Source organism: Streptomyces sp. NPDC002564 (genome assembly GCF_042889645.1).
Classification (GTDB): domain Bacteria; phylum Actinomycetota; class Actinomycetes; order Streptomycetales; family Streptomycetaceae; genus Streptomyces.
This window is the reverse complement of sequence record NZ_JBIARE010000005.1, coordinates 94,869-112,532: the sequence shown is the minus strand read 5'-3', so window position 1 is coordinate 112,532 and position 17,664 is coordinate 94,869. Positions and strand designations below refer to the sequence as shown.

General features: G+C 73.0%; 15 protein-coding genes and 1 pseudogene. 11 read left to right on the top strand and 5 right to left on the bottom strand.

Annotated elements, in window-relative coordinates; genetic code table 11:
• Positions 1-12: 12 nt before the first annotated feature.
• Positions 13-699, top strand: a pseudogene (locus tag ACFYXE_RS19300) (dioxygenase); the annotation flags it as partial.
• A gap of 133 nt (positions 700-832) precedes the next feature.
• Entirely contained in the window at positions 833-2,326 is a 1,494-nt protein-coding gene (locus ACFYXE_RS19295; protein ID WP_389313841.1) for a hypothetical protein, read from the top strand.
• 34 nt (positions 2,327-2,360) lie between these two features.
• On the opposite strand, the gene ACFYXE_RS19290 is transcribed toward ACFYXE_RS19295, so the two are convergent.
• Both ACFYXE_RS19290 and ACFYXE_RS19285 read right to left on the bottom strand, forming a co-directional pair.
• On the bottom strand, positions 2,361-3,314 hold the full coding sequence (locus tag ACFYXE_RS19290) for a GNAT family N-acetyltransferase (protein ID WP_389313839.1): 954 nt from the start codon (positions 3,312-3,314) through the stop codon (positions 2,361-2,363).
• Between the two features lie 89 nt (positions 3,315-3,403).
• A complete protein-coding gene (locus ACFYXE_RS19285; RefSeq protein WP_361176772.1) occupies positions 3,404-3,820 on the bottom strand; it encodes an ATP-binding protein in 417 nt (138 codons plus the stop codon).
• 258 nt (positions 3,821-4,078) lie between these two features.
• Here ACFYXE_RS19285 and ACFYXE_RS19280 point away from each other — a divergent pair, with 258 nt between their 5' ends.
• The 5 genes from ACFYXE_RS19280 (at position 4,079) to ACFYXE_RS19260 (ending at position 9,651) form a co-directional block, all read left to right on the top strand.
• Positions 4,079-5,254, top strand: a complete 1,176-nt coding sequence (locus tag ACFYXE_RS19280; protein ID WP_389313837.1) for an alpha-hydroxy-acid oxidizing protein — start codon at positions 4,079-4,081, stop codon at positions 5,252-5,254.
• An 89-nt stretch (positions 5,255-5,343) separates the two neighbouring features.
• Entirely contained in the window at positions 5,344-6,864 is a 1,521-nt protein-coding gene (locus ACFYXE_RS19275; protein ID WP_389313836.1) for an MFS transporter, read from the top strand.
• A gap of 159 nt (positions 6,865-7,023) precedes the next feature.
• Positions 7,024-8,325 carry a ricin-type beta-trefoil lectin domain protein gene (locus tag ACFYXE_RS19270; RefSeq protein WP_389313834.1) on the top strand — a complete coding sequence of 434 codons (1,302 nt, stop codon included), beginning with the start codon at positions 7,024-7,026 and terminating at the stop codon, positions 8,323-8,325.
• Positions 8,326-8,455: 130 nt separating this feature from the next.
• Positions 8,456-8,938 (top strand): Lrp/AsnC family transcriptional regulator, encoded by a 483-nt coding sequence (locus tag ACFYXE_RS19265; RefSeq protein ID WP_389313832.1) that lies wholly within the window; start codon positions 8,456-8,458, stop codon positions 8,936-8,938.
• Between the two features lie 26 nt (positions 8,939-8,964).
• Positions 8,965-9,651: an HAD family hydrolase gene (locus ACFYXE_RS19260; protein WP_389313830.1), complete on the top strand. Its 687-nt coding sequence runs from the start codon at positions 8,965-8,967 to the stop codon at positions 9,649-9,651.
• A 14-nt stretch (positions 9,652-9,665) separates the two neighbouring features.
• Here the strand turns inward: ACFYXE_RS19260 and aspA are convergent, their stop codons facing one another.
• Together aspA and ACFYXE_RS19250 are read right to left on the bottom strand one after the other, a co-directional pair.
• Complete coding sequence (aspA, locus tag ACFYXE_RS19255; RefSeq protein WP_389313828.1) at positions 9,666-11,075, bottom strand: aspartate ammonia-lyase; 1,410 nt, start codon at positions 11,073-11,075, stop codon at positions 9,666-9,668.
• 113 nt (positions 11,076-11,188) lie between these two features.
• Positions 11,189-12,217: an asparaginase gene (locus tag ACFYXE_RS19250; protein WP_389313826.1), complete on the bottom strand. Its 1,029-nt coding sequence runs from the start codon at positions 12,215-12,217 to the stop codon at positions 11,189-11,191.
• Between the two features lie 141 nt (positions 12,218-12,358).
• Between ACFYXE_RS19250 and ACFYXE_RS19245 the strand changes: the two genes are divergently transcribed.
• From ACFYXE_RS19245 to ACFYXE_RS19230, 4 genes are all read left to right on the top strand, one after another.
• Positions 12,359-12,814, top strand: coding sequence for an Lrp/AsnC family transcriptional regulator (locus ACFYXE_RS19245; RefSeq protein WP_389313824.1), 456 nt, complete (start codon positions 12,359-12,361; stop codon positions 12,812-12,814).
• Positions 12,815-12,954: 140 nt separating this feature from the next.
• A complete protein-coding gene (locus ACFYXE_RS19240; RefSeq protein ID WP_389314651.1) occupies positions 12,955-14,019 on the top strand; it encodes a chitinase in 1,065 nt (354 codons plus the stop codon).
• Between the two features lie 336 nt (positions 14,020-14,355).
• Positions 14,356-14,649 carry a hypothetical protein gene (locus tag ACFYXE_RS19235; protein ID WP_389313822.1) on the top strand — a complete coding sequence of 98 codons (294 nt, stop codon included), beginning with the start codon at positions 14,356-14,358 and terminating at the stop codon, positions 14,647-14,649.
• A gap of 45 nt (positions 14,650-14,694) precedes the next feature.
• On the top strand, positions 14,695-14,883 hold the full coding sequence (locus ACFYXE_RS19230; RefSeq protein ID WP_389313820.1) for a hypothetical protein: 189 nt from the start codon (positions 14,695-14,697) through the stop codon (positions 14,881-14,883).
• 32 nt (positions 14,884-14,915) lie between these two features.
• Here ACFYXE_RS19230 and pulA read toward each other — a convergent pair whose 3' ends face one another.
• Positions 14,916-17,630, bottom strand: a complete 2,715-nt coding sequence (gene pulA / locus ACFYXE_RS19225) for a pullulanase-type alpha-1,6-glucosidase (protein WP_389313818.1) — start codon at positions 17,628-17,630, stop codon at positions 14,916-14,918.
• Positions 17,631-17,664 lie beyond the last annotated feature (34 nt).

Below are 17,664 nucleotides of genomic sequence, written 5' to 3'. Positions count from 1 at the left end.
TCAGGAGGAACGATGGACCACGAGATCGGCACCCCCGGCGGAGACGGCACGGACGGCTCCCCCGCGCCCGGGGTCAACGGCAGCAGGGGCCCCAGCCGCAAGACCGTCCTGCGGGCCGCCGCCGCGATCGGCATGGCCGTGCCCGTCACCCTCATGGGCGTGCCCGCCCTGGCCCGCACCGCCGGTGCCCGCGGCGAGGCCGTCGAGGCGACCCCGACCTGCGACGACGGTGACGACCCGACGATCCCGCAGATGGAGGGTCCCTACTTCAAGCCCAACTCCCCGCAGCGCACCTCGCTCGTCCAGCCGGGCACCCCGGGCGTCCGGCTCACCGTCACCGGCTACGTCTTCGGCCTCGCCTGCAAGCCGATCCCCCGCGCCCTCCTGGACTTCTGGCAGGCGGACACGTACGGGACGTACGACAACACGGGCTACCGCTTCCGTGGCCACCAGTTCACCGACGCCAACGGCGCGTTCAGGCTCAGCACGATCGTGCCCGGCCTCTACCCCGGGCGCACCCGGCACCTGCACGTCAAGGTGCAGGCCCCGGGGCGCCCGATCCTCACGACGCAGCTCTACTTCCCCGGCGAGCCGCGCAACAACACCGACGCGATCTTCGACGCGCGGCTGCTCATGAACGTGCGGAGCGTCGGCAACGCGAAGGAGGCGGACTTCGACTTCGTCCTCAACGTGCCGCAGTGACCCGGGTGGCGGTGTACAACCTTTGGTGAGGGTGGCAGGTCAAGTGACCGGCCGATGTGTACCGGTGGTGAACCGCGCGCCGCGGCGCACCACCGGCACCACCACGCACCGAGGAACCCAGGGAAGCCGCATGCCGCTCAGCAGCCGCAGAGTCCGTCTCACCTTGCCCCTGATCGCCGCGTCGCTGCTGGCGGGCGGCGGGCTCTCGGCCCTGACGCTCGGGCAGGGCACCGCCCACGCCGCCCCGCCGGCCGCCGGGGCGGCCGACGACGTCAACGGCGACGGGTACGCCGACCTGGTCGTCGGTGCCCCGGGCGGCACGGTCTCCGGCCAGGCGAAGGCCGGGTACGTCGTGGTGACGTACGGCTCGCAGAAGGGTCTGGACCCGGCCCGCAAGAAGATCATCAGCCGGGCCACCGGTGGTGTGCCCGGCACCGCCACCGCCAAGCAGGAGTTCGGCCGGCACGTCGCCAAGGGCGACCTGGACCGGGACGGTTACGCGGACGTCGTGATCGGCACCGGCGTCAAGGGCGGCGGCTCGGTGATCCTGTGGGGATCCGCGAACGGCCCGACCGGCGGCACCGCGATCGACACGTTCGGATTCGCCCCGCAGACGGGGGACTTCGACGGTGACGGCATCACGGACCTGGCGCTCTTCGACTTGGTCGGCGCGCACGGCGACGACCCCGTCGAGCAGCGGGCCCGCCTGTGGAAGGGCCCTCTGACCCGCTCCGGCACCCCGGCCGCCACCCTCGACTTCATGGACAAGTCGCAGTGGTGGAGCTACGAGAGCGAGGAGCGCCCCTACCCCGGCTGCCGCGAGCGGCCCGAGGTGTGCGTCGACGGACCCCGTTCCGTGCAGGGCCCGGTGGTGCCGAGGGCCGTCGGCGACGTCAACGGCGACGGCCGGTCCGACATCGCGATCAACGACTACACCGGCGACGGCACCTGGACCAACAGCATCCTGTACGGCGGCCCCACCGGTTTCAAGCGCGGTGACGGCGCGGGCGCCGAGGGCGCGCTGGGCCTCGGCGACGTCAACGGCGACGACTACGACGACCTGGTCGTCGGCACCAGCGGCTACGAGGAGGAGCACCCCAAGGTGCGGGTCGCCTACGGCTCGGCGGACGGGCTGAAGCCGCAGGTGCAGGAGTTCGACCAGGACCTGCCCGGCATTCCCGGCGCCGAGGAGGAGGGCGACCGCTTCGGCAGTTCGGTCTCCGTCGGCGACGTGACGGGCGACGGCTACGCGGACATCGCGCTCGGGGTGAGCGGCGAGGACGTCAAGGAGGTCGCCGACGCGGGCTCGGTGGTGCTGGTGCGCGGCAGCTCCGACGGGGTGACGGGCGACGGCGCCCAGGCCTTCCACCAGGACACGGCGGACGTGCCCGGGGTCGCCGAGAAGGACGACCAGTTCGGGGCCGCGGTGCGGCTGCTCGACGTCACGGGCGACGGTCTGCGCGACCTCGCGGCGTCCTCCGTCGAGGAGAACGCGCGGGCCGGTGCGCTGTGGTCGTTCCTCGGCACGTCCACGGGCCTGACCGCGGACGCGTCGGTGGCCTTCGGCCCCAAGGACGTCGGCTCGCCGAACACCGCCGCGCTCTTCGGCAGCGCGCTGCGCTAGCGGCGCGGATCCGCCCGGCCCCGGCGGGCCCCGGTCAGGCCGGGCGGATCAGCTCCCAGGTGTCGACGCCGTAGTCGAGGGTCATGCCGTGCCGCTCGTACAGGCCCAGCGCGCCGCTGCTGTTGTCGGTGTCCACGCCCAGGCCGATCCGGTCGCGGCCACGCGCCGCGTAGTGCCCGAAGGCGTGCCGCAGCAGGTGGCTGCCGAGCCCCCGGCCGCGGGCCGCGGCCAGCACGCCGACATGGCCGATCCAGCCCATCGACGGCCGGTCGTCGTGGGTGCGCAGCACGGCGGCGTCGCCCACGCCCTCCACATGCGCGATCCAGATCAGCGACCAGTCGACGCGCTCGGCGTCGATGTCGTCCAGCCACTGCGCGTAGGTGCGCGGCTGGTGGTCGAAGTGCTCGGCGAAGCTCTCCTGGAGCAGGGCGTGCGCGCGGACGCGGTCCTCCTCGGCCAGGCAGTCGCGGAGCGTGACGCCCGGCGGCGGCGCGGGCAGCGGGTCGGCGGCGGGCGTGAGCGGGCGCTCCATCGCGTGGTAGCGGCGCACGGTGCGCCAGCCGCGCTCGCGCAGCGACCGGGGGTCCGTGGTGGGCTCGGTGGTGAGGTGCAGGTGCACCACCGCGCGCGAGGCGCCGTTGGCCGCGGCCCGCTCCGCCGCGCGGGTCTCCAGGAGGTCGAGCAGGTGCAGGGAGCCGTCGGGCCGGCCGGGCAGGACGTAGTGGTCGACGTCGATGCGCTCGCCGCCGGACTCGTCCCACGACAGCGCGTACCCGATCAGGCGCGTCCCCTCGAACAGCAGCCAGGAGTCCCGCTCCAGGTCCACCTCGGGATGCTTCAGGTCGGCCCGGACCTCGGCCGGGTCGGTGTCGGCGCGGCCGATCTCCAGCAGGTCGACCTCATTGCGCAGCGCGCACACCGCGGCGGTGTCACCGAGTGTCGCGGGGCGCACGGTCAGGCCGGGGGGCGGCTTCAGGGACGTGGTCATGGGGACACTGTCCGGCCAGGGAGGCCCGTCCCGCAACGGACTTTTCGCGGTCGGGCGGCGGTCGGGCGGCGGTCCGGCCGCCGCCGCGCTCAGGCCAGGACGGCCCGTACCGTCTTGCCGCCCGGGTGGGCGCCGACGACCTCCAGGCGGTGGGTCAGCTCGCGCACCATGGCGAGGCCGCGGCCGCTCTCCCGGTCGACGCTGTACTTCTGGACCCGGGGACGTTCGGGGCTGGCGTCGGTGACCTCGACGGTCACCCGGCCGCCGGTCACCTCGACCCGCAGGCGGCACCCGCTGTTCCCGTGGCGTACCGCGTTGGACACGAGCTCGGAGACGACGAGCTTCGCGTCGTCCACCCGCTCGGCGTCCACCTCGGTTTTTCGGCGCCGGGACCCGACGAGGAACGAGGAGGCCAGCCTGCGCGCCCGGCCCGCCGACGCGGGCTCCTGCGGCAGCGCGTACTCCACCCGTTCCGTGGGCCGATGGGCGCGCTGGTGCGCACGCATGACAGCTCACTCCCCTCCCAGAAGACAAACCGGCGTCCACCCGCGATCTCCGTCGCCACCGGGGTCGCGGCATCAGGTGCGCGACCGGTCCTGCCCCACGGTGATGCCCTCGCACACTGATCGCCAATCCGGGTGCGATCGCTTCCTTTGTCGCTCATTGACCCTGACGTCGACTTCACACAAGACTGAGCCGTCGTGCGCCGGTGCCGACGCCTCCGGTGCCGGGTCCGCCCCCTGCTGCCGGGAAAGGCCCCTCGTATGAATCCGACGCCGCGCCCCTTCAAGGACTACCAGGACGAGATCTACCTCGGCGGCCTCGGCGGGGTCGTCCCCGACTTCCCCATGACGTACGCGGAGTTGGCGGCGCGCGCGCAGGCCGCGATGCCGCCGTCGGTCGTGTCGTACGTGGCGGGCGGGGCGGGGGACGAGCGGACGCAGAACGCCAACGTCGCCGCGTTCGACGGCTGGGGGCTGGTGCCGCGCATGTTCGTCGGGGCCGCCGAGCGCGACCTGTCGGTCGACCTGTTCGGCATGACGCTGCCCTCGCCGCTGTTCATGGCGCCCATCGGGGTCCTCGGGATCTGCGCGCAGGACGGGCACGGCGACCTGGCCACCGCGCGGGCGGCCGCGCGGACCGGGGTGCCGATGATCGCCTCCACCCTGTCCGCCGACCCGATGGAGGCCGTCGCCGCCGAGCTCGGCGGGACGCCGGGCTTCTTCCAGCTGTACACCCCGACCGACCGCGCCCTCGCCGAGAGCCTGGTGAGCCGCGCGGAGAAGGCCGGTTTCAAGGCGATCGTCGTCACCCTGGACACCTGGATCACCGGGTGGCGGCCGCGGGACCTGAGCACTTCCAACTTCCCCCAGCTGCGCGGCCACTGTCTGACGAACTACACCAGCGACCCGGTCTTCCGCGCGCAGTTGGCCGCGCCGCCCGAGCAGGACCCGCAGTCCGCCGTCCTGAAGTGGGTGCAGGTCTTCGGCAACCCGCTCACCTGGGACGACCTGCCGTGGCTGCGCTCCATGACGTCGCTGCCGCTGATCGTCAAGGGGCTGTGCCACCCGGAGGACGTGCGACGCGCCAGGGACGGCGGCGTGGACGGCATCTACTGCTCCAACCACGGCGGCCGCCAGGCCAACGGCGGGCTGCCCGCGCTCGACGTCCTCCCGTCGGTGGTCGAGGCGGCCGACGGCCTGCCGGTCCTCTTCGACTCGGGCGTGCGCACCGGCGCGGACATCGTCAAGGCCGTCGCACTGGGCGCCACCGCGGTCGGCGTCGGCCGCCCGTACGCGTACGGCCTCGGCATCGGCGGCGCCGACGGCGTCACGCACGTGCTGCGCTCGCTGCTCGCCGAGGCGGATCTGCTGATGGCGGTGGACGGCTATCCGACGCTCGCGGACCTGACGGCGGAGGCGCTGCGGCGGGTGCGCTGACCCGGGGCCCGCCCCGGAGACCTCAGTAGACACCTCTTCGTTTCATGTGAGACATTGATGTCTCATTCGAAATTGAGGTGTTACACCACATGACCCCGCAACGTGACTCACGGCGCTGGGCCGTCCTCGCGATCCTCTCCGGCAGCCTCCTGCTGATCGCCATGGACACCACGATCCTGAACGTCGCCTTCCCGTCCCTGGTCGCCGATCTGCGGCCCAGCTCCGTGCAGCAGCTGTGGATCATCGACATCTACGCCCTGGTGCTCTCCGGACTCCTCGTGACCGCGGGCGCGCTCGGCGACCGGTGGGGCCGCAAGCGGCTGCTCCTGATCGGCTTCGGCGTCTTCGCCCTGGCCTCGCTGCTCGCCGTCTTCGCGACCGCCGCCTGGCAGGTCATCGCCGCCCGCGCACTGCTCGGCGCGGGCGGTGCGGCGATCATGCCGGCCACCCTGTCGATCCTGCGGCACGTCTTCACCGACGCCCGCGAGCGCGCCCTCGCCTACGCCGTGTGGTCGGCCGTCTTCGGCGGCGGCATGGCGCTCGGCCCGGTCGTCGGCGGCCTCCTCGTCGAGCACGACGGCTGGCACTCCGCGTTCCTGATCAACATCCCCGTCGCGCTGGTGATCATCGCGCTCGGCCTGTGGATCCTGCCCGAGTCCCACCAGCCCCGGCAGGGCCGCTGGGACTGGTGGGGCGTCGGCCAGTCCGTCGTCGGCATGCTCGCCCTCGCGGGCGGCATCAAGCAGCTCGGCAAGGGCGGCCCCGCCGACCCCGTGGCCTGGGCGCTCCTCGTCGTCGCGGCGGTGACGCTGACCGTCTTCGTCCGCCGCCAGCTGCGCCTGGAGAACCCGCTGCTGCAGGTGCGCCTGTTCACCTCACGCCCCTTCGCCATCGCCGCGGCCTCGATCTTCCTCGGCATGATCGCGCTGGGTTCGGCGCTGTTCCTGATCACCCAGTGGTTCCAGTACGGGCAGGGCTACTCCCCGCTGGAGGCGGGCATCCGGCTGCTGCCCGCGCCGCTGGGCCTGGTGCTCACCTCGCTGGTCACCCCGGCGCTGATGCACCGGCTGCCGATCCGCCACGTCATGGGCGGCGGCCTGGTCCTGATGACCGCGGGACTCGCCCTGCCGTGGCTGCTCCAGCTGTCGGGGCCGCTCGGCTACGGCGAGGTCGCCGTGGCGCTCGCGGTGCTCGGCTGCGGCGTCGGCATCGCGACGACCGCCGCGTCCGTGACGCTCATGGCCGCCACGCCGGCCAAGGACGTCAGCGGGGCCGCGGCCGTCGAGGAGACCTGTTACGAGCTCGGTGCCGCGATGGGCGTCGCCGTCCTCGGCAGCGTCGCCACCGCGCTGTACCGGGTGAACCTGCCCGACCTCGGCCTCCCGGCCGACACGACGGCGTCCGTGAGCGACTCCATCGGCGAGGCGGCGCGGGTCGCCACCGAACTCACGGGGCCGGCCGGCGCCGCCCTGCTGAGCCGGGCCGGTGACGCGTTCACCTCCGGGATGACGCCCACGTTCCTGATGGCGGCCGCACTGCCGCTGGCCGCCGCGGTGCTCACCTGGGCCAGGATCCCCAAGGGCCTGCGCCCGACGGAGAACGCCCACTGACGTCGCCCGTCCCCCTCATACGCCCAACTGGCCACACCCGTCCCACACTTCACGCCTATCATCTGTTCGGCCCCGGACCTCTCTGGAGCGGTCCGGGGCCGCGGACGTGCTCCGGACACCCTCCGGACACACGCTCTTCAGTGAGAGGACAACGGGGACTTGAGTTCCATACGGAAGCGCGGCGCGCGCAAGCGCCGCAGGGCGATGGCCGGCGTGGGCGCCGCGGCGGCCGTCGTGGCGGGGATACAGCTGTCGCCCGCCGCGTTCGGCACCGGCGGTGACGAACCGGCGGGACCGCGCGCGGCGGGTGCGCCCGCCGCGACGGCGGACTCCGGCGCCTCCGGCGCCGACGGCACCACCTTCGAGGACGGCGTGCTGTCCCTGAAGTCGGCGCCCGCGGGCGCCTCTTCGGCGCGGGCCGCCGCCGCTCCGCCGCAGGGCACGGGCTGGAAGTCGGGCGGCCCCTCCAAGTACCTCGCCACCGGGTACACCATCAAGTTCTACGACAAGAAGTCCGTCGACTGGCTGGGCGCGTACGTGAAGCGGTCCGCCGCGGACCTCAAGCGCGTCACGACGCTGCCCGTCACCGTCGACACCACCCCGGTCGGCTGGGACTACGCCCGCCCCAAGGGCGAGATCGTCATCGGCGTGCTGCACCGCCCGTGCGTGCCGCCCGCCGACGGCGGCTCGACGGGCTGGAAGGTCGTCCGCGACGGGTCCGGCACCAAGAACCTGAGCTGCGGCTTCTACTCGTCGTCCGTCGCCGACACCGCGACCAGCGGGCACGCCTACATCGACGACGAGTTCTTCACCGCCGCCGGCAAGCCCCTGCCCTCCTGGGGCGACGCCGCCATGCGCAACCACATCAGCCATGAGCTCGGGCACACGATGGGCCTCACGCACGCCAACCGCAGCGCCACCCGCGGCGACTGCGTCAAGGGCACCGACTCCGGCCAGTCGCCGGTGATGTGCACGCCCGTCACCGCGTACACCGACCAGCGGGCGGGCACCTACGTCCAGCAGTACGACGTGCAGGGCCTGCGCACGCTCGCCCGCGGCGCGGGCGCCAAGGTGCCCCCGCAGGGCAAGGTGACCGGCATCGGCAAGAAGTGCCTCGACGTCAAGGGCGGCAAGGCCGCCAACGGCACGCAGGTCCAGCTCTACACCTGCAACACGGGTCCGGGCCAGTCCTGGATCCTGCAGCAGGACGGCACCTTCCGCTCGCTCGGCAAGTGCCTGGACAACTACCGCAACAAGAGCACCAACGGCAACAAGATCAGCCTCTACGACTGCAACGGCGACCCGTCGCAGCGCTGGTCGGTCAACGCCAAGGGGCAGATCGTGCACGTCGCGTCCGGCAAGGTCCTCGACGTGACGGGCGGCTCCACCGCCAACAGCACGAAGGTGCAGCTCTACACGGCGAACACGAACAAGCGCCAGGTGTGGGTCACGCCCAAGTAGCGCGTGCCGCGGTGACCGGCCGGGGGCGACGCGCTCGTCCCCCGGCCGGTGGCCCGTGGCGCGGGGTTCGCCGGTCCAGCGGCTACAGTCACCAGCGATCACCCCCGCCCACCTGGGAGAACCTCCGACCATGGCCGTCGACGAACTCGACACCCGCATCCTGCGCCTGCTCCTGGAACAGCCCCGCACCAGCCTGCGCGAGTACGCGCGCGTCCTCGGCATCGCCCGCGGCACCCTGCAGGCCAGGCTCGACCGCATGGAACGCGACGGCGTGATCACCGGTACCGGGCCCTTCCTCTCCCCCGCCGCGCTCGGCCACCCCGTGCTCGCCTTCGTCCACATCGAGGTCACGCAGGGGCACCTGGACGAGGTCGGCGACGCGCTCGCGGCCGTGCCGGAGATCATCGAGGCGTACTCGATCACCGGCGGCGGCGATCTGCTCACCCGGGTCGCCGCGCGGGACAACGGCCACCTGGAGGACGTCATCCAGCAGCTGATCAACCTGCCGGGCGTGGTGCGCACCCGCACCGAGATGGCGCTGCGCGAGCGGGTGCCGCACCGGCTGCTCCCCCTGGTCGAGTCGGTCGGCAGGTCGGCGGCCGCACCCGGATGACCTGGCGGTTTGGCATGCTGGAGGGCATGAGCACCTTCGGCAGCACCGCGGTCGTCTTCGACCTCGACGGCACCCTCGTGGACAGCGAACCCAACTACTACGAAGCGTCGCGGGCCCTGCTCGCCGACCGCACCGGCCGGGACTACACCTGGGCCGACAACGAACAGTACGTCGGCATCAGCTCCCACGAGACGCTCGCGCTGTGGAAGCGGGAGTACGGCATCGAGGCCTCGGTGCCCGAGCTCCTTGCCGACCTGGACCGGCGCTATCTGGCGCTGGCCCGCGCCGCCACGCCCGTCTATCCGGAGATGCGCAAGCTCGTCGAGCGCCTGCACGACGAGGGCGTGCCGATGGCCGTGGCGTCCGGCTCGTCCCGCGCGGCCATCGCGGCGATCCTGGCCGGCACCGGCCTGGACGCGCAGTTGACCACGTTCGTCTCCGCCGAGGAGGTCCCGCGGGGCAAGCCCGCGCCGGACGTGTTCCTCGCGGCGGCCGGGCTGCTGGGCGCGGCGCCCGCGGACTGCGTCGTCTTCGAGGACGCGGCACCGGGCGCGGCCGCGGCCCGCGCGGCCGGGATGCGGTGCGTCGCGATCCCGTACGTGGCGGCGCACGCGGACGACGCGGCGTTCGCCTCGGTGGAGCTGCTGGTGCGCGGCGGCCAGCAGGAGTTCACGGCGCAGGCGGCGCTGGACGTGCTGGCGTCCGGCCGCTGACCCCGTCCGGCCGCTCAGACGGCTCCGGCGACCCGTTCCGGCGTCAGCAGCTCCGCGAGCCGCTCCGGCGGCAGCAGGCCCTTCTCCAGGACCAGCTCGGCGACGCCGCGGCCCGTGCTGAGCGCTTCCCGCGCGATCTCGGTGGCCGCCGTGTACCCGATGTGCGGGTTCAGCGCGGTGACCAGACCGATGGAGGTCTCCACCGAGGCGCGGAGCACCTCCGTGTTGGCGGTGATGCCGGTGACGCAGCGCTCGGAGAGCGTGAGGCAGGCCGCGCGCAGCGAGGTGATGCTCTTCGCCAGCGAGTGCAGGATGATCGGCTCGAAGGCGTTGAGCTGGAGCTGCCCCGCCTCGGCGGCCATGGTGATGGTGACGTCGTTGCCGATCACTTCGAAGGCGACCTGGTTGACGACCTCGGGGATGACCGGGTTGACCTTGCCCGGCATGATGCTCGAACCGGCCTGGACCGGCGGCAGGTTGATCTCGTTGAGGCCCGCGCGCGGCCCCGAGGACAGCAGCCGCAGGTCGTTGCAGCTCTTGGAGAGCTTGACCGCGATCCGCTTCAGGACGCCGGACAGGTGCACGAAGGCGCCGCAGTCCTGCGTGGCCTCGACCAGGTTCGCGGCCGTCACCAGCGGCAGGCCGGTGATCTCCGCGAGATGGCGGCGGGCCGTCTCGGCGTATCCGGCGGGGGCGTTGAGGCCGGTGCCGATGGCGGTCGCGCCGAGGTTGATCTCGTGGATCAGCTCGACGGCCTCGGCGAGCCGCATGCGGTCCTCGTCGAGCATCACGGCGTACGCGGAGAACTCCTGGCCGAGCGTCATCGGCACCGCGTCCTGGAGCTGGGTGCGCCCCATCTTCAGGACGTCGCGGAACTCCAGGGCCTTCGCGGCGAACGCGTCCTGCACCACCGCCATCGCGCGCAGCAGTCCGTGCACCGCGCTGATCGTCGCGACCTTGACCGCGGTCGGGTAGACGTCGTTGGTGGACTGGCTGAGGTTGACGTCCTCGTTGGGGTGCAGGTGGGTGTAGGCGCCCTTGGGGTGTCCGAGGAGTTCGAGGGCGCGGTTGGCGACGACCTCGTTGGCGTTCATGTTGGTGGAGGTGCCCGCGCCGCCCTGGACGACGTCGACGACGAACTGGTCGTGCAGGCGCCCCGCGCGGATCTCCCGGCAGGCGGCGGCGATCGCGTCGGCCTTCGCCCGCGGCAGCAGCCCCAGCTCCTCGTTGGCGCGGGCCGCGGCCTCCTTGACGGCCGCGAGCGCGTCGATGAGCTGCGGGTACACGGAGATCGGGATGCCCGTGATGGGGAAGTTCTCCGTGGCGCGCAGGGAGTGGATCCCCCAGTAGGCGTCGGCGGGGACGTCCCGGTCGCCGAGCAGGTCGTGCTCGCGGCGGACGGCGCTGGTGGGGGCGGCGGTCATGGTGGTTCTCTTCCGGGCAGGCGTGCGGGGCCGGGACCGATGAGCGGGACCCGGCCAGGGGTCGTTCGGGGGTGTACGCGGGGATACGGGGGTGTGCGCGGTGGCCCGCGCGGTCAGGCCGCCCGGTCGACGGCGGTGGTGTCCGCCGGGTCGACGACGATGCGGCGCAGGGCGGCGGTGCGCCCGGCCGGGTCGCCGGTCGAGAGCAGGGCGGCGAGGAGGGCGGTGCGGGCCTGGCCCGCACGCAGGGTGCCGGTGAGGACCGCGCCGGCGGCGGACAGGTCGACGGCTCCGCCGTGGGTGTAGATCTCGGTGACGGGGCCGGCCGGTACGCGCGTGGTGAGGGCGACGACGACACCCCGCTCGATGGCGGCGGTGACGGCGGCGACGAACTCGGGGGTGGCGTTGCCCGCGCCGGTGGCGACGAGCACGATGCCCTCGGCGCCCGCCTCGACCGCGGTCTCCAGGAACAGCGGGTCGGCGTCGACGTGGTGCATGACCATGTCGATGCGCGGCAGGGAGCCGGTCGGCAGTTCCGCGGGCAGCGGCAGCGGCTCGGGGCGCGCCGGGCGGTTGAGCACCGAGACCTTCCCGAAGCCGACCTTGCCGACGGGCGGCCGGGACGGGTCGGCGAAGGCGTCGGCGGCGAGGGTCTGGGTCTTCACGGTGCCGCGCGCGGCGTGCACCTTGCCGTCGAAGACGACCAGGACGCCGAGGTCGCGCACCGTCGCGGCGGTGAGCAGCGCGTCGTAGAGGTTGCCGGGCCCGTCGCCGTCCTCGGCGCCGAGCGGCTTCTGCGCGCCGGTGAAGACGACCGGGCGCGGGTCGTCGTGGTGCAGGTCGAGGAGGAAGGCGGACTCCTCCAGGGTGTCCGTGCCGTGCGTGACGACGATGCCGTCGACGCCGGGGTCGGCGAACACCTCGCGCACGGTGCGCAGCAGGGTGACCTGCTGGGCTGAGGTCAGGCGGGGGCTGTTCACGTTGAACAGGTCGATGACCTCGGAGCGTATGCCGTGCGGTATCGACGCGGTGGCGAGCACCTCGCGGCCCGGGGCGTCGGCGGCGAAGCCGGTGCCCTGCCAGCGGCTGGCGATCGTCCCGCCGGTGCTGATGACGACGACGCGGCGCGCGTGTGCTTCCACGACCTTGTACCTCCCAGGGATCCCGAGGACCGTCAGCCCCCTGAGCAGTGGGCAGCCTCGACGCAAGGATAGATCGAACATCACGCAATGTGCTTGCCAAGATTCGGTCCGTACGCAATACGCGTGGTGGATAATTGCGCCATGGACGAGATCGATCGCAACATCTTGCGCGAGCTGCAGAACGACGGGCGGCTGACCAATCAGGAGCTGGCCACCCGGGTCGGCCTCAGCGCGTCACCGTGCATGCGGCGCGTGCGCCAGCTGGAGCTGGACGGCGTGATCCAGGGCTACCGCGCGGTCGTCGCCCCCGAGGCCGTCGGCCGGGGCTTCGAGGTGCTGGTCTCCATCGAGGTGCGGCGCGACCGCGAGACGGTCGAGGCGTTCGAGGCGGCGCTCCAGGACATCCCGGACGTCATCGAGGCGTACCGCCTGTTCGGGAGCCCCGGCTGCCTGCTGCGCATCGCGGTCGCGGACCTCGCCGCGTACGAGCGGCTGTGGATCGAGCGGGTCACGGCCCTGGCGGGCGTCACCGAGGTGAACTCCCAGATCATCATGAAGCGCATCAAGGAGCCGCGCGGCCTGCCGGTCGACGGCTGAGCCCCCGGCACCGCACGACTGCCGCCCCCAACTCCCCTTTGGTACAGACCTATTGACGAATGGTCTGGTCCAGCCTAAGTTGACGCACCGCACCAGGCACGTCTCCAGGTCCCCCCACCGCACCCAGGGAGCACAGTGTGATCGGTCGGACGTTACGCCTGCTGGGGTCCGCCCTGGCCCTGGCCTGTGTCGCGCAACTGCCCGCCGCCGCGGCCGCTCCGGCCGCGCCGAAGGCGGCCGCGCCCGCCGCCGACACCTGCGCGGTCAAGTCGCGGCCCACCGGCAAGGTGCTCCAGGGGTACTGGGAGAACTGGGACGGCGCGTCCAACGGCGTGCACCCGCCCTTCGGCTGGACCCCGATCACCGACTCCCGCATCCGCGAGCACGGCTACAACGTCATCAACGCGGCCTTCCCCGTGATCCGTTCGGACGGCACCGTCCTGTGGGAGGACGGGATGGACGCGACGGTGAAGGTCGCCACCCCGGCCGAGATGTGCCAGGCCAAGGCGGACGGGGCCACCATCCTGATGTCGATCGGCGGCGCGGCGGCCGGCATCGACCTGAGCTCGACCAAGGTCGCCGACCGGTTCGTCGAGACGATCGTGCCGATCCTGAAGAAGTACAACTTCGACGGCATCGACATCGACATCGAGACCGGCCTGGTGGGCAGCGGCAACATCAACCAGCTGTCCCCCTCGCAGTCCAACCTGATCCGCATCATCGACGGCGTGCTCGCGAAGATGCCGTCGAACTTCGGCCTGACGATGGCCCCGGAGACGGCGTACGTGACCGGCGGCAGCGTCGTCTACGGCTCCATCTGGGGCGCGTACCTGCCGGTCATCAAGAAGTACGCCGACAACGGCCGCCTGTGGTGGCTGAACATGCAGTACTACAACGGCAGCATGTACGGCTGCTCCGGCGACTCCTACTCCGCCGGCACCGTCCAGGGCTTCACCGCCCAGACGGACTGCCTGAACAAGGGCCTGGTCATCCAGGGCACCACGGTCAAGGTGCCCTACGACAAGCAGGTCCCCGGCCTCCCCGCCCAGTCGGGCGCCGGCGGCGGCTACATGTCCCCGAGCCTGGTGACCCAGGCCTGGAACCACTACAGCGGCGCCCTGAAGGGCCTGATGACCTGGTCCCTCAACTGGGACGGCTCGAAGGGCTGGACCTTCGGGGACACCTTCAAGCGCATCGCCCGCTAGGGCGTCCGCGCACGGCGCGAGCGGGGCCGCACCCGGCGGGGTGCAGCCCCGCTCGTCCGTCCCGGCGGATCATTCGGGACCTTCGGCCCCTGGTTCCGCGGCCCTCGCCCGCTTACGGTGGGGACGATTCCGTCGGGCGTCCCGCCCGGCGCACCGGCGCGGAGAGGAGGCGGGAACCATGGACCACAGTCCGAGTCCGAGTCGTACGCGACTCCTCACCCCCCTCCACCCGTCTCCTCGCGGTACGCACTGACGCCCGCTGCGCCCCTCACGCACCACCTCGGCGCCCCCGGCGCGGCCTCAGGCGCTGCCGCCCCGCCCTTTCGGGAGGCCGCCATGCCCGACGCCCGCCCCGAGCCCACGATCCGGCTCACCGTCGACGGCGTTTCCACCACCTATCTCCTGACCGCCCCCGCCACGCGTCCCGGCCCCCGCCGCGCCGCGTCCGGGCCGGTCTACGACCCGTGCGTGCACCTGGCCTTCGTCCTCGCCGGGCGCGGCCACCGGGCCTCCCGGCTGGCCGCGCACCTCGGGCTGCCGCGTGCCGTCGCGCGCCAGGTCGTCGCCCGCGCGCGTCCCGTCCCGGCGCCGCGCCCGCTCGCGGACCGCGCCTTCGGCATCACCTACTGACCCCTCACGACGCTCCACGACTCCCTTCCCCGGAGGTGAACCCCCATGACGTACCTCGTCTTCGCCCACAAGCCCGCCGTCCGCCTCACCCGCCGTCTCGCCCTGGTCTGGCGGCGGCTCGCCGACGCACCGCTCGACAGCACGGTCTGCGCCATGCGCCCGGCGGGCACCGGACCGCGGGGCTGCACCCGGCGGGCACCGGCCGCCCGGCCGCGCCCGCGCTCCCGCCGCTGACCGGCGGCGGACGCGCCCCCGCCGTACCCCGCTCAGCCCCGCCGGAACACGGCCACCGTCCGCGCGGGCACCGTGAACGTGCCCGAACTCCGCTCGTACGTAGCTGACTTCACCGTGCGGTCGGCGCCGGCCGCCTGCACGGGGTGCAGGGCATACCGCGCTCCCTCGACCGCGCCGACCCGCTGGCTCCGCGTCCGGGGGCTCGCATTGAACACGACCACCAGGTCGCCGAGGCGCATGGTGATGACACCGGGCGTCTCGCCCCGGGTGCCGGACAGCGGGAAGGACAGCGCGGACTGCACCTGCCCGGCCGTGGCGAGGGTGAACTCCGGCTCGGTCGTCCGTATCCGCAGCAGGTCCCGGTACGCGGCCGACGTGCCGTCGATCTCCGCGCAGCCCGGCGCGAGGGCGGCCGCGGAGGCCAACAGGGGCTTCCCGTACGCCCACTTGTCCTTGTTGTCGGCGGCCGGCGGCAGACCCCGCCCGAAGCCGTTGCCCGCGCGGCAGTTCCAGTGGACGGCGTTGAACCAGTCGCCGCTGTCGTAGGAGTTGCGGTCCAGGGACTTGGAGCGCAGCAGGTCCGAGCCCGCCTGGCCGAGCGCGGGGCCCTGCGAGAGCGAGGCGGTCGCCATCGCGAGGACCTGCATGCGGGCCCGGTCGGCCGCGCTCGTGTCCCGGGGCAGCTTGAAGGCGAGCGCGTCGAAGAGCGATTCGTTGTCGTGCGCGTCGGCGTAGGACAGGGCGTCGCCGGGGCGCTTCGCGTACCCGGCGGGTGCGCCGTTGTAGTCGACCTCGGCGCCCGTGACGGTGCGCCCGGCCGAGTCCCGGAAGGTGAAGCCCGCGAGGTTCCCCGCGAGCCCGACCTTGATGAGGTCCTGGTAGTGCAGCAGGCGGGCCTTCTGCTCGGCCGGAGTTCCGTTCGCCCGCGAGGAGTTGGGGTCGGTGTACAGGCCGCTGGCGAAGCCCTGCACGCCCGGGTCCCCGTCGAAGGGGCCGCCGCCGCGCAGCGCGTCGCGGGAGCGGTCGGAGAAGGTGGCGACGCCGGTGCCCGCCATGTTCTTCTGGGTGGCCTGGACGAACCGGGCGTCGTCGGCGACCTCGCCGAAGTTCCACCCCTCGCCGTACAGGACGATCTTCTTGCCGTCGACGCCGTCCCTGGCCGGGGTGAGCGCGTCGAGCGCCTTGCGCACGGCGACGATGTTGGCCTTGGGGTGGTGGCCCATGAGGTCGAAGCGGAAGCCGTCGACCTTGTACTCCCTGGCCCAGGTGACGACCGAGTCGACGACGAGCTTGCCCATCATGGCGTTCTCGGGCGCGGTGTTCGCGCAGCAGGTGGAGGTGGTGACGGCGCCGTCGGCGTCCAGGCGCTGGTAGTAGCCGGGCACGATCCGGTCGAGGACGGACCGGTCGGCCTGGCCGCTCGCGACGGTGTGGTTGTAGACGACGTCCATCACCGTACGCAGCCCCGAGCCGTTCAGGCCCTGCACCATCCGGCGGAACTCGACGGTACGGCGCGCGCCTTCGGGGTCGCTCGCGTACGAGCCCTCGGGCACCGTGTGGTGCAGCGGGTCGTAGCCCCAGTTGTAGGCGTCCTTGCCCGCGCTCCTGGTCACGCACGCCTGCTGCTCCGCGGAGTCGGGGGCGTAGGAGGGCAGGTCGCAGTCGGGGGTGGCGCGGTCGGCGGCGCGCTCGGGGATCGTGCCGATGTCGAAGGCGGGCAGCAGGTGCACGTACGACGTGCCGGCGCGGGCGAGGCGGCGCAGGTGGCGCATGCCGTCCGAGTCGCGTTCGGTGAAGGCCAGATAGCCGCCGGGGTGCTTCGAGGTGCGGTCCGCGACGGAGAAGTCGCGGATGTGCAGCTCCTGGATCTGCGCCTCGCGCAGCGGCGTGGCCGTCGGCTTGCGCAGCGTGGACCAGCCGGGGGGCGCGAGGGCGGGGTCGCGCAGGTCGACGGCGACGCTGCGCTCGGAGTCGACGGTGAGGCCGGTCGAGTAGGGGTCGGTGACCTGGTTGGTGACGACCTCGCGCACGCTCGGCGCCCACACCGTCACGGCGTAGCGGTAGCTCCGGCCCGACCAGCTTCCCGGCCCGGTCGCCGACCAGACCCCGGAGGCGGCGTCCCGGTGCATCGGGACCCTGCGGCCGCCGATGTCGAGGGCGACGCGCCGCGCGGTGGGGGCCCAGACGGACAGGGTGACGCGGCCGTGACGAAATCGCGGGCCGAGGGCGGCCCGGGTGGCGGCGGCGCCGTACACGTCGTCGAGGACGCCCTGGGTCTGGACGCCGGTGGCGGCGCGCAGGGTGCCGTCGGCGGAGCGCGCGGTGGCGACGAGCTGGCCGGTGAGGGCGGCACGGACCCGGTCGCGGTCCCGGGGCGCGAGGGTGAAGGCCGCATAGCTCTTGAGGTGCGGGAACCTGGCCCGCTGGGACGCGGTGAGGCCGCCCTCGACCGGGGTGAGGCGCAGCCGGTGGGCGGTGCCGTGGAGCGCGCCGTCCCGCACGGCGAGGCCGCCGCGCGGTGCGTACAGGAGGTCGTGGGCAGGACCTGCGGGAGTATCCCAGGCGAGGGTGTCGCGGTCGATCCACTGGGCCCGCGACGTCGACAGATCGATGCCTTCGGCGGCTTCGGCCGCGGCGGACGGCACCGCCGGGGCGGGCGGTGCCGCGGCCGCCGTCGCGGTCAGGGGCGCGGCGGCGAGCAGCGCCAGGGCGACGGCCACGGCGGTGCGGCGCGGGGAGCCGGTCACGGGAGTCTCTCCTTGAGAGGTACGAGGGGTACGA